Source organism: Rhodococcus sp. As11 (assembly GCF_048957735.1).
In the GTDB taxonomy this organism is placed as follows: domain Bacteria; phylum Actinomycetota; class Actinomycetes; order Mycobacteriales; family Mycobacteriaceae; genus Rhodococcus; species Rhodococcus gordoniae.
The window spans coordinates 204967-216387 of sequence record NZ_JARDJE010000007.1; the positions used below are offsets into that span (position 1 = coordinate 204967).

Genomic DNA, 11421 nt, shown 5'->3' on the forward strand with positions numbered 1-11421 from the left:
GGGTCCGTGGCACTGCTCGTTCCCGACCGGAAGGCACACCGATGGATACCGTCGAGCAAAGGCTGGCCCGGCTCGAAGCCCTCGAAGAGATCAGGATGCTCAAGCATCGCTACTTCCGGGCGTGCGACGCCAAGGACCCGGAAGCGATGCGCGGATGCTTCGTCGCAGGGCGCGCCGACATCTACTACGGACCCGCGCTGGGCAGCTTCGACGACGCCGACGCCCTGATCGACATCTACTCACGCATCGCCCTCGAACGGCTCGACGACCGTTACGTCGTGCTCGACATGCATCACGGCATGCATCCGAGCATCCACCTCACCGGACCCGGTACCGCCACCGGCGCCTGGACGCTGCGGTTCCGGCAAGTGGATCTGCGCGCCCGCACCGAACGGGTCACCGCGCTCGACTACGACGACGACTACGTGGTCGAGAACGGCACATGGAAGATCTCCCGCTGCCACGTGAAGGTCCTGTGGTCGATCCAGCGGGCCCTCACCGACGACGTGGAAGTGGTGCAGTGATGGCAGAAGCAAAGGTGGCGCTGATCACCGGCGCGAGTCGCAGTGTCGGCAAGGGCATCGCGTGCGCTCTCGGTTCCGACGGTTGGACCGTCTACGTCACCGCCCGTGGCCCGGTCGACGTCGACGGTCCGCTCGACCACACCGCGGCGGAGATCACCGCCCGCGGCGGCCGAGGCATCGCGGTGCAGTGCGATCACCGCGACGACGCGCAGATCCACGACCTGTTCCGCCGGATCGCCGACGAACAGGACTCCCGGCTCGATCTGCTCGTCAACAACGTGTGGGCGTCACCGCCGGGCTTCGCGGGGTTCTCCGAACCGTTCTGGAAGCGTCCGATCAGCGACTGGGACAGCCTGATCGACGTCGGGCTCCGCGCACACTATGTGGCCTCCGTCGAAGCCGCACAGCTGATGGTGCCGCGCGGCGACGGGATGATCGTCAACATCTCGTCGTTCGGTACGCGCGGTTATCTGCACTCGGTGCTCTACGGCATGTCGAAGGCCGGCCTGGACAAGATGGCCGCCGACATGGCCGTCGAACTCCGCGGAACGGGGGTCACCACCCTGTCGCTGTGGCCGGGCCTGGTGAAGAACGAAGCCATGCTCGCCCGTGGCATCGACAACTTCGAAGGCTTCTCGTTGGCCGATGCCGAAACCCCCGAGTTCATCGGGCGGGTGATCGTCGCTCTCGCAACCGATCCCGAGGTGAACGCACGCAGCGGCCGCACCCTCGTCACCGCCGAGGCCGCCCTCGATTACGGCATCGTCGATGTCGGAGGCAACCAACCCGCTTCACACCGGGAGATCTTCGGGGGCGGGCCGCTGTTCTGATGTGTGCAGGTGGCAGGCCACCCGGCCGCCACCTACCACTTCGGTGACCGCAGGTCGCACCTCCCGGCACACCGGCATGACCAGCGGGCAGCGAGTGCTGAACGCGCAACCGGTCGGCGGGTTCGCCGGATCGGGCAGCTCCCCGTCCAGACGGATGCGTTCGCGGCGGCGCTGGCGCGCCGGATCCGGAACGGGGACCGCGGACAGCAGAGCCTGCGTGTAGGGATGGGCCGGTTCGGTGAACAGGCGCTCCGTCGGTCCCCACTCGACGATCCGTCCCAGATACATCACGGCCGTGGTGTGGGCGATGTGACGCACCACCGCCAGATCGTGTGCAATGAACAGGTAGGCGATGCCCAGCTCCGCGGAAAGCTGCTCGAGCAGAGCGATAACCTGGTTCTGCGTCGAGACATCGAGTGCGCTGACGGCCTCGTCTGCGACCACCAGTTTCGGTTCCACCGCGATGGCCCGCGCGATCGCGATGCGCTGACGTTGCCCACCGGAGAACTCGTACGGATACCGGTCGGCGTGCTCGGCGCGCAATCCGACCTGTTCGAGCAGCCGGCCGACCTTGCGCCGGCGTTCGTCCTCGGTGAGATCGGTATGCACCTGCAGGGGTTCGGCGATCGCATCCCCGACGGTGTGCGACGGATCCAACGACGAATACGGGTCCTGGAACACCATCTGCATATGACGTCTCGCGCTGCGCAGTTCGCTTCTGTCCAGCGCGGTCACGTCGACACCGTCGAGCACCACCGAACCCTCGGCGACATCGACGAGTCGCAGGATTCCCCGAGCCGTCGTCGACTTGCCCGAACCCGATTCACCGACCAGAGCGAACGTCTCGCCGGGGAAGATGTCGAAGTCGACCTCGTCCACGGCACGCACCACCTGCTTGCGACGCGACATCCGCCCCCCGACGGGGAACTCCACGCGCAGCCCACGAACCGTCAGCAGTGGCTGCCTGGTCTCGATGTCGACGAGTTCGGCGGTCATCGGTTTCCCTCCAGCATCAGATCGTTCACCCGTGCGCAACGCGAGACGCGCTCGTTCCCCAGCGCATGAAGCGGTATCACCGTGTCGCATTCGTCGAGATGGTGCGCGCAGCGCGGCCCGAAGCGGCAACCCGCCGGCATCGTGCCGGGTGCGGGCGGGGAGCCGGGAATGGTGTGCAGGTCGCTGCGACCGTCGATGGTCGGAACCGACCGCAACAGGCCTTGGGTGTACGGATGTTTCGGAGCTGCGAAGAGTTCCTCGGTGCGGGCCTTCTCGACCACCTGCCCGGCGTACATGACGACCACCTCCGTGCACAGGTCGGCCACCACCCCGAGATCGTGGGTCACGAACAACACACCCATGTCGAACCGCTCGGCCATGTCCCGGATCAGGTCCAGCACCTGAGCCTGGATCGTGACGTCGAGCGCGGTGGTGGGCTCGTCGGCGATGAGGAGGGACGGTTCGCACGCGAGCGCCATCGCGATCATGACCCGCTGTCGCATGCCCCCGGAGAACTCGTGCGGGTACTGACGTACCCGGCGGGCCGCATTCGGAATCCCGACGAGGTCGAGTACCTCGACGGCGCGCGCCAGCGCGGCCTTCCGGTTCACGCGTCGGTGCCGCCGCACCACCTCGGAGATCTGGTCACCGACCGTGAAGACCGGGTTCAGGCTCGTCATCGGTTCCTGGAAGATCATCGCGATGTCGTTGCCGCGCACGTCGGCGAGTTCGCGGTCCGGCATCGCCAGCAGGTCGCGCCCACGGAACCGGATGTTTCCGGAGACGGTGCGGGACTGGTTCGCCGGCAACAATCGGAGGACCGACGAGCAGGTGACGGATTTCCCCGAGCCGGATTCGCCGACGAGACCGACGAGTTCACCGGCCGCCACATCGAAGGAGACGTCCTGCAGGACCGATGTCCAGCCGGAACCGGTCGCGAATTCGACGCCGAGGCCGTCGACGCGCAGCAGTGGTTCGGTCATCGTTCGCTCCGGTTCTCGCGGCCCACCGAATCACGGATTCCGTCGCCGAGGGTGTTGCAGGCCAGTACGGCCAGGATGATTGTCAGGGCGGGAATGACCACCGGCCAGGCCGTGTAGTTCCATGCTTCACGCCCCTCCGCGAGCATGCGGCCCCAGCTCGCCTCCGGTGGCTGGACACCCAATCCCAGGAAGCTGAGTGACGACTCTGCGAGCAGAGCGAAACCGCACGCCAAGCTGATCTGAACGATCAACGGAGACAACGTGTGCGGAAGGACATGCATACGCACGATCCGTGTGGTCGGGGTTCCGATACTGCGCGAGGCCTCGATGAAGGTGCTCTCGCGTACTCCGATGACGGCTCCACGTACCACACGGAAGAATCTGGGGCCGAACACGATTCCGATCGCGATCATCGCATTGGTGAGATTGGTACCCATCACGCCGACGATGGCCATCGCCAGCAGCAGCGGCGGGAAGCTCAGGAAGGCATCGGCGACACGGGAGAGGATCGTGTCCCACCAGCCGCCGAGAAAGCCCGCGATCAGGGCGGGCACGACCCCGATGAGCAGTCCGACGGACACCGAGATGATCGCGGCGGAGACCGCGACGCGCGCACCGTACAGCAACCGGGACAGTGTGTCTCGACCCAGATTGTCCGTACCGAGCAGATATCCGTCCGACAGCGGAGGCAGGCGACGCGCGGTCAGGTCCTGGACGATCGGGTCGTACGGTGCGATCAGCGGGGCGAGCAATCCGAGGACGGCGATCAGCAGGAGGAAGACGGCCGCCACGACGGCTCCGGGACGATTCCGGAACCGCCGCAGGAATCTGCGGCGTGGAGATTCGCCGGTGGCCACGGTCGTGTTCTCCACCGGCGTGGAGACGGTGAGGTCGCTCATGCGGCGCTCCTTGTTCTCGGATTGAGGTAGCCGTAGGAGATGTCGACGAGCAGGCTCATGATCACGGTGGCGAAGACGCCGAAGATCACGACTCCCTGGATCGCGGGCAGGTCGCCGGAGAGCACCGCCTGCACCGCGAAATCTCCGAGGCCTTTCAGTCCGAAGACGGATTCGATGACGGCCGTGCCACCGAGCAGGAAGGCGATCTGCATGCCCAGGACCGTTGCCGTCGGGATGAAGGCGTTCTTCAGGGCATGCTTCCACAGGACGCTGCGCCGGCTCAGGCCCTTGGCGGTGGCGGTGCGGACGTAGTCCTGCTGCATCACCTCGATCATGGAGCCGCGCAACTGGCGGGCGATCTCGGCCGCCGCGGCCAGTCCCAGTGCGACGGCAGGCAGCAACAGGTGACTGAGCCACGGCCACACTCCCTTGGCGAGGGGGGTGTAGCCGGTGGCCGGCAGGACGCGCAGGGTCAGCGAGAAGACGAGCACGAGGAGCAGACCCAGGACGAAGTTCGGCGTGGCGACTCCGAGCGTCGATCCCACGCCGGTGGCACGATCCTGCCAGCTACCGGGCCGGCTGCCCCCGACGATGCCGGCCGGGATCCCGACGAGCAGCGCCACGACCACGGCCACCATCGCCAGCGAGAACGTCACCGGCAGGCGGTCGACGATCATGTCCAGCACGGGCGCCTGATAGGTGAAGCTCGTACCGAGGTCGCCGCGAACGACTCCGAACAGGAAATCGAAGTACTGCACGAGGACCGGCTGGTCGAGGCCGAGTTCCTCGCGGACCGCCTCGATCTGCTGAGGCGTCGCCGACTCCCCGGCGATCCGGTGTGCCGGATCGCCGGGGATCAGGAAGATCAGACCGAATGTGATGGCGGTGGCGATCATCAACAGCGGGACGATCGCCAGCAGGCGCTGACCGATAATCCGAAACATTCTGCACTCCCTGTGGTTTCACGGATCCGTGACGATCACGGTCATGGGACCGTGCGACTGCCTGTCAGGGGGCGGCCACGCCGACACCACGCCACTCGTCGACCACCCGGTTGGGTTCGTAACCCACCAGCCTGTCCGAGGCGACGGCACCCAGCTCGGCGAACGCGATCGGCAGCATTGCCGCATAGTTCATCACCACGGCGTTCACTTCACCGAGGCGCACCGCGCGTTCTGCGGGGTCGGTGGCGCGGTTGGCCGCTTCCATGGCCTCCCGGAAACCGGGGATCGCATCGTGGGACGGGTTCTGCGGGGAATCCTGACCGTAGAACGAGGTCAGCAGCAGGGAGGGATCGGCGCGGCCGACGAGCGTGGTGAGGATGGCATCGAGCTCTCCCCGGTTGAAGGCGGGGTTGAGGTCCGTCGGCGTCATGGAGCGGATCTCCATGGTGATGCCGACCCGTGCGAGTTGCTCCTGCAGGATCTGCCCGATCATCTGGTTCTCGGGAAGGTTGGACACACCCGCCACGAAGGAGAATCCGTTCGGGACACCCGCGGTGTCGAGCAGGTGCTTCGCCTTGTCGGGGTCGAATGCGTACTGATCGTCGAGGTCGTCGTTGTGGGCGAAATATCCCGCGGGGAAGTTCTGGCTCGCGGGTTCACCGTGCCCTTCGAGTGCGGTCTCCACCACCGACTCCCGGTCCACGGCATGGGCCAGGGCCTGACGCACTTCGAGCTTGCCGAACTCGCTCCGGGTCCGATTCAGGTTGAGAACGTAGTTGTTGAGGCTGGTCTGCACATTCGTCTGCAGTCCCTGCTGCTCGGCAGGGTCGAGCGACATCGGCGTCGCCATCGCCGCGTCGAGCTGGTCGGAGGCGACGGCATTCACACGGGTCTGCGGATCGGTCATGACGACCCACTCGAAGTGCTCTGCCTGCAACGCTTCCTGATCCCAGTAGTCGTCGCGGGCGACGAAACTGTACTGAGCGCCCGGCTGGGATTCGGTCACCGTGTACCGGCCGGCTCCCGCCGGTTGCAGTACGAGCGCCGCATTCTTGTCCGGGCTTCCGAAAGCGTTGGGGTTGACGATCATTCCCGGCAGATCCGACAGCGTGAGCACGAGCTGTCCGCCCGGTCCGTTCAGTCGGAGCACCACGGTGTGTGCGTCGGACGCCTCGACCGATTCGACGCCGGCGAGCATCGCGGCCGTGATCGAGTCGGGTTCCAGCGCGCGACGGAGATTCGCCACCACGGCAGGCGCATCGAGCGGTGTGCCGTCCGAGAAGGTCACGCCCTGACGCAGCTTCAGGGTCAACGTGGATCCGTCCTCGGAGAACTCCCAGGATTCGGCGAGTCCGGGCACCGGATCGGCGTTCCGGTCGCGATGCACCAAACGGTCGTAGACGAGATTCAGCATGGTCGAATCGCTGGTGATCCGAGTCTTGTGCGGATCGAAGGACGACGCACCGTATGTCGTGGCATAACGCAGGGGTACCTGCGGGTCGATCTCCGCGGTGCTGTCGGTTGCAGCCGACGTCCCACAGCCGGCGAGCAGAAGCGCGGCGGCGAACGCGGCGACGACCGAGGTCAACGATTTACGAGACATGAGATTCCTTCGTTTCTGGAGCGGTCGACGGTCAGGACGCGGCGATGCCGACGCCACGCCATTCGTCGATCAACAGGTTCGTTTCGTATCCGACGACCCGATCAGTGAGCGTCGATCCGAGTTCGAAGAAGACCAAGGGCACAGCAAGGACGTTGTCCGAGACGGTCTTCGAGACCTCTCCGAGCCTGTCCCCCCGAACCTGCAGGTCGGTCTCACGGTTGGCGGCGTCCAGCGCCTCCCGGAAGCCCGGTGCAGTGGTGCGGGAAGGGTTCTGCGGTGAATTCTCCCCGAAGAGCGCGGACAGCAGCAGCGCCGGATCGGAACGGCCGGTGAAGGTCGTGAGAAAGGCATCGGCGTCCCCCCGGTAGAAGGTCGGCGACGCATCCGACGGGGGCAGCGGCTCGAGCTTCATGTCGATGCCGACCTGTGCGAGTTGCTGCTGCACGATCTGCGCCACCTGCACGTTCTCGGGAAGATTCAGCAGGATGGCAGTGAACGAGAATCCGTTCGGCAGCCCCGCATCGGCCAGCAGCTGCCGCGCCTTCTCGGGATCGTATCGGTAGTCGTCGGCGAGATCCGGGTCGTACGCGAAGTAGTCCTTCGGGAAGTTCTGCGTCGCCGCTTCGGCGTGGCCCTCCATCGCCGTGTCCGCGATGGCCTGACGGTCGATTGCGTGTGCGATGGCCTTGCGTACCTCGAGCTTGCCGAACTCGCTGCGGGTCCGGTTGAAATTCAGCGCCATGTGGTCGAGCCGAAGTGCGGTCTCCACTCGAAGGCCCTGCTGTTCGGCGGCGTCGATCATCAGGGGTGTGGTGATGGCGACGTCGATGTCTCCGGCCGACACCGCGCTGAGACGCGCTTGCGGATCGGTCATCACCGTCCAGACGAAGGTGTCGGTGCCGATCGCCTCCGGGTCCCAGTAGTCCGCCCTGGCGGTGAACTCGTACTCGGCGCCCGGTCGGGACGCCGCAAGGACGTACCGTCCCGCCCCTGCGGGCGTGAGGGCGAGTCGTGCATCCTTGTCCGGGTTTCCGAAGGCTCCGGGATCGACGACCATCCCGGCAAGATCCGACAGCGCCAGCACGTACTGAGCACCCGGACCGTCGAAGCTCACCACGACCGTGCGGTCGTCCGATGCGGCGACCCCACTCACACCCGCCAGCATCGGCGCCGTGATCGAGTCCGGCTCGAGCGCACGTCGGAGATTGGCGACGACGGCGTCGGCGTCGAGGACGGCGCCACCGGAGAAGGTCAACCCCTCCCGCAGGTGGAGGGTCAACGACCTCTCGTCGATCTCCCACGATTCGGCGAGTCCGGGCACCGGCTGCCCGGCTGCGTCACGGTGGACGAGGCGGTCGTAGACCATGTTGAGCATGGTGGCGTCGCTGGTGATCCGCGTCTTGTGCGGATCGAACGACGAGACTCCGAAGACGGTGGCATAGTGCAGCGGCACGGCAGGATCGGCGACCCCGGAGTTCTCGGTGGGAGTCGAACCGCACGCGGTGAGCAGGACTGCACAGGCTCCGATCGCCGCTCCCCACAAGCGGATCGGCGACCTCCTCGACACAACAGCCATGCCGCCCCTCTCTCGAAAATGTTCGTACAGACCGGTTTCGGGCAGCCGTACCACGGCTGCCCGATTACCGACCGAACCTATGAGTCTGTGACGCGTCACACTCTGCAGGTCCCGCTGATCGAGATCGGCAAGCACGGGGACGTTCTACGGACGAGGGGTGGTCAACGCGCCCTCGGAAGTCGTGTATGGTTGGACATGCAACGCGGGGTGGAGCAGCTCGGTAGCTCGCTGGGCTCATAACCCAGAGGTCGCAGGTTCGAATCCTGTCCCCGCTACCACCGACCGGCCCGGACTCACACGAGTCCGGGCCGGTTCTTTTGTGGATGCTCCTCGGTCTCGGTACGGCTCCCCCCGGCCGCGCTCACCGAGTAGATTTCGCGGCAGAGTCTCTGCAGAGCGGGAGGGTGGGATGGCCAAGCGCGCGACCGTCGCCGATCGACCACGGACTCCCCGTTGGCTCCGGCCCACGATCGTCGGTGTGCTGCTGGCCGTCGCCTTCTATCAGATGTCGGGCTGGCTGTTCCACAATCTGAAAGGCTTCCTCGGCCTGCTGTTCCTGGCATGGTTGTTCAGCATCACCATCGAACCGATCGTCGATCGGCTCGAACGGTTCGGGATGCGTCGCGGTGCCGGCACCGGCCTGGTGTTGTTCTCCCTGATCGCACTCACCATCGGGTTCTTCGCGGTGTTCGGCACGCTCCTGTTCGACCAGATCGCCCAGTTGCTCACCACACTTCCGGATGCGCTCACACGCCTCACCGATTGGGCGAACCGCACTTTCGACACGAATTTCAAGACCGGGGACGAGCTGCTCAAGATCACGCCCGACACGCTCCGTGATCTGGCGCAACGGTTCACGCCCGGTGTGCTCGGCGTCCTCAGCACCCTGGTCGGTGCCCTGTTCCAGATCCTGACGCTGCTGTTGTTCGTCTTCTACATGTCTGCGGAGGGGCCGCAGATGCGGCGGACGATCGCGAGCTGGTTCCCCGCCCGGCAACAGCAGTTGATCGCGAACGTGTGGGAGACCTCGGTGGAGAAGGCCGGCGGTTACGTCGTCTCCCGGCTGATCCTCGCCGCCGCCTCGTCGATCTTCACGGGAATCTTCTTCCTGATCATCGGCGTTCCGTACTGGCTTCCGCTCGCGATCTGGACCGGGGTGGTCTCGCAGTTCATCCCGACCATCGGTACCTATCTCGCAATCGGTCTCCCCGCGCTCATCGCCGCGGTGCAGCAACCGCTCGACGGCGTGTGGGTGATCGCCTTCGGCACGATCTACCAGCAGGTCGAGAACTACGTGCTGCACCCACGCATCACGGCCCGCACCGTATCGATCCACCCCGCGGTGGCATTCGGTTCGGTGATCGTCGGTGCCACCCTGTTCGGCCCGGTCGGCGCTCTGGTGTCCGTGCCGGTGGTCGCGATCCTGCAGGCGCTCGTCGAGTCCTTCGGGCACCGCTACGAATTGATCCCGGAGGTGGGCGGGGAGGAGCCGGACCCGGACAGCCCCGACCTCACGGCCGACAGTGACGACTACGACTGAGAAGCGAGACGGGGCCGGTCGCACGATCTCCTCGCGCCCGGCCCCGCCGTCGTTGTCCGGTCGGACGATGTCCGATCAGACGATGAGCTTCGCCGCGGTCGCAGCGACGACGTCGTCGGTGCTCACACCGGGCGCCGTCTCGACGAGCTTCAGTCCCTCCTCGGTGACGTCGATGACCGCGAGGTCGGTGATGATGCGCTGCACGCACCCACGACCGGTGAGCGGCAGAACGCACTCCTCGAGGATCTTCGGGTCGCCCTTCTTGGTGACGTGATCCATCATCACGATGACGCGCTCGGCGCCGTGGACGAGGTCCATCGCGCCGCCCATGCCCTTGACCATCGCGCCGGGCACCATCCAGTTGGCGATGTCGCCCTTGGCGGAGACCTGCATCGCGCCCAGGACCGCGACGTCGATCCGGCCGCCACGGATCATGCCGAACGACTGTGCCGAGTCGAAGTACGACGCACCGGGGATCGCGGTGATCGTCTCCTTACCGGCGTTGATGAGCTCGGGATCGAGTTCGTCCTCGGTCGGGTACGGGCCGACGCCGAGTACACCGTTCTCCGAGTGCAGGATGACCTCGACGCCGGGCTCGAGGTAGTTCGGCACCAGGGTGGGCATGCCGATTCCGAGGTTGACGTACTGGCCGTCCTCGAGTTCCTCGGCGACGCGTGCCGCCATCTCCTCGCGGGTCAGCCCCTTCTTCGTTGCCTGTGTCATGAGCGCACCGTCCGGTTCTCGATGCCGACCTCGACGGGGCCGACGTGTACGACACGCTGCACGTGGATGCCGGGCGTGTGGATTTCGTTGGGGTCGAGTTCGCCGGGTTCGACGAGGTGCTCGACCTGCGCGATCGTGATGCGGCCCGAGGCGGCGGCCGGCGGGTTGAAGTTGCGGGCGCTCGCGCGGTAGACGAGGTTGCCGTGGCGGTCGCCTTTCCAGGCGTGCACGAGCGCATAGTCGGCGACGATGCCGCGTTCGAGCACGTAGGTCTCGCCGTCGAACTCGCGGGTCTCCTTCGGCTTCGACGCGAGGGCGATACCGCCGTGCCCGTCGTAGCGCAGCGGCAGTCCGCCTTCCTCGACGGCCGTGCCGACCCCGGCGGGCGTGAAGAAGGCGGGGATGCCCGCGCCACCGGCGCGCAGGCGTTCGGCGAGCGTGCCCTGCGGGGTGAGCTCGACTTCGAGTTCGCCGGCGAGGTACTGGCGCGCGAACTCCTTGTTGGAGCCGACGTACGACGAGATGGTGCGGCGGATGCGCCCCTTCTCGAGCAGCAGACCGAGCCCGAAGCCGTCGGTACCGCAGTTGTTGCTGACGGTCTCGAGGTCGGTGGCGCCCTGTTCGAGCACTGCATCGATGAGTATCTCGGGGATGCCGACCAGGCCGAACCCTCCGACAGCGATCGTGACGCCGTCGGGGATGTCGGCTACGGCCTCGGCGGCGGAGGCAACGACTTTGTCCATGTGTGCCACGATACCCTCATGTGTACGTCATGTGAACTACCGTCCGCAATGCGAACACAT

At 66.1% G+C, this 11421-nt stretch carries 11 protein-coding genes and 1 tRNA gene; 4 read left to right on the forward strand and 8 right to left on the reverse strand.

The window, feature by feature from the left end; translation table 11 throughout:
* The first annotated feature begins 41 nt into the window (after positions 1 to 41).
* Positions 42 to 524, forward strand: coding sequence for a nuclear transport factor 2 family protein (locus PV766_RS11990; protein WP_064062478.1), 483 nt, complete (start codon positions 42 to 44; stop codon positions 522 to 524).
* Positions 524 to 1354: an SDR family NAD(P)-dependent oxidoreductase gene (locus PV766_RS11995; protein ID WP_421097075.1), complete on the forward strand. Its 831-nt coding sequence runs from the start codon at positions 524 to 526 to the stop codon at positions 1352 to 1354. Before PV766_RS11990 ends, PV766_RS11995 begins: the two co-directional genes overlap by 1 nt.
* On the opposite strand, the gene PV766_RS12000 is transcribed toward PV766_RS11995, so the two are convergent.
* The 6 genes from PV766_RS12000 to PV766_RS12025 form a co-directional block, all read right to left on the reverse strand.
* Complete coding sequence (locus PV766_RS12000; protein ID WP_129975360.1) at positions 1316 to 2350, reverse strand: ABC transporter ATP-binding protein; 1035 nt, start codon at positions 2348 to 2350, stop codon at positions 1316 to 1318. The genes PV766_RS11995 and PV766_RS12000 overlap by 39 nt on opposite strands.
* On the reverse strand, positions 2347 to 3333 hold the full coding sequence (locus PV766_RS12005; protein WP_064062475.1) for an ABC transporter ATP-binding protein: 987 nt from the start codon (positions 3331 to 3333) through the stop codon (positions 2347 to 2349). The genes PV766_RS12000 and PV766_RS12005 overlap by 4 nt, the downstream gene beginning before the upstream one ends.
* On the reverse strand, positions 3330 to 4232 hold the full coding sequence (locus PV766_RS12010) for an ABC transporter permease (RefSeq protein WP_421097076.1): 903 nt from the start codon (positions 4230 to 4232) through the stop codon (positions 3330 to 3332). The genes PV766_RS12005 and PV766_RS12010 overlap by 4 nt, the downstream gene beginning before the upstream one ends.
* Positions 4229 to 5176, reverse strand: a complete 948-nt coding sequence (locus tag PV766_RS12015) for an ABC transporter permease (RefSeq protein WP_016931573.1) — start codon at positions 5174 to 5176, stop codon at positions 4229 to 4231. The genes PV766_RS12010 and PV766_RS12015 overlap by 4 nt, the downstream gene beginning before the upstream one ends.
* A gap of 64 nt (positions 5177 to 5240) precedes the next feature.
* Complete coding sequence (locus PV766_RS12020) at positions 5241 to 6779, reverse strand: ABC transporter substrate-binding protein (RefSeq protein ID WP_064062474.1); 1539 nt, start codon at positions 6777 to 6779, stop codon at positions 5241 to 5243.
* A 31-nt stretch (positions 6780 to 6810) separates the two neighbouring features.
* Positions 6811 to 8355, reverse strand: coding sequence for an ABC transporter substrate-binding protein (locus PV766_RS12025; protein ID WP_421097077.1), 1545 nt, complete (start codon positions 8353 to 8355; stop codon positions 6811 to 6813).
* Positions 8356 to 8556: 201 nt separating this feature from the next.
* Here PV766_RS12025 and PV766_RS12030 point away from each other — a divergent pair.
* Positions 8557 to 8633: transfer RNA gene (locus PV766_RS12030), tRNA-Met, on the forward strand.
* A gap of 131 nt (positions 8634 to 8764) precedes the next feature.
* Complete coding sequence (locus PV766_RS12035) at positions 8765 to 9895, forward strand: AI-2E family transporter (RefSeq protein WP_064062472.1); 1131 nt, start codon at positions 8765 to 8767, stop codon at positions 9893 to 9895.
* 75 nt (positions 9896 to 9970) lie between these two features.
* Here PV766_RS12035 and PV766_RS12040 read toward each other — a convergent pair whose 3' ends face one another.
* Entirely contained in the window at positions 9971 to 10618 is a 648-nt protein-coding gene (locus tag PV766_RS12040) for a CoA transferase subunit B (protein WP_016931568.1), read from the reverse strand.
* Positions 10615 to 11361, reverse strand: a complete 747-nt coding sequence (locus PV766_RS12045) for a CoA transferase subunit A (RefSeq protein WP_016931567.1) — start codon at positions 11359 to 11361, stop codon at positions 10615 to 10617. The genes PV766_RS12040 and PV766_RS12045 overlap by 4 nt, the downstream gene beginning before the upstream one ends.
* Positions 11362 to 11421: the final 60 nt, after the last annotated feature.

Coding starts and splice junctions, on each gene's coding strand:
- PV766_RS11990 (WP_064062478.1), top strand. CDS start 42: ATGGATACCGTCGAGCAAAGGCTGGCCCGGCTCGAAGCCCTCGAAGAG.
- PV766_RS11995 (WP_421097075.1), top strand. CDS start 524: ATGGCAGAAGCAAAGGTGGCGCTGATCACCGGCGCGAGTCGCAGTGTC.
- PV766_RS12000 (WP_129975360.1), bottom strand. CDS start 2,350: ATGACCGCCGAACTCGTCGACATCGAGACCAGGCAGCCACTGCTGACG.
- PV766_RS12005 (WP_064062475.1), bottom strand. CDS start 3,333: ATGACCGAACCACTGCTGCGCGTCGACGGCCTCGGCGTCGAATTCGCG.
- PV766_RS12010 (WP_421097076.1), bottom strand. CDS start 4,232: ATGAGCGACCTCACCGTCTCCACGCCGGTGGAGAACACGACCGTGGCC.
- PV766_RS12015 (WP_016931573.1), bottom strand. CDS start 5,176: ATGTTTCGGATTATCGGTCAGCGCCTGCTGGCGATCGTCCCGCTGTTG.
- PV766_RS12020 (WP_064062474.1), bottom strand. CDS start 6,779: ATGTCTCGTAAATCGTTGACCTCGGTCGTCGCCGCGTTCGCCGCCGCG.
- PV766_RS12025 (WP_421097077.1), bottom strand. CDS start 8,355: ATGGCTGTTGTGTCGAGGAGGTCGCCGATCCGCTTGTGGGGAGCGGCG.
- PV766_RS12035 (WP_064062472.1), top strand. CDS start 8,765: ATGGCCAAGCGCGCGACCGTCGCCGATCGACCACGGACTCCCCGTTGG.
- PV766_RS12040 (WP_016931568.1), bottom strand. CDS start 10,618: ATGACACAGGCAACGAAGAAGGGGCTGACCCGCGAGGAGATGGCGGCA.
- PV766_RS12045 (WP_016931567.1), bottom strand. CDS start 11,361: ATGGACAAAGTCGTTGCCTCCGCCGCCGAGGCCGTAGCCGACATCCCC.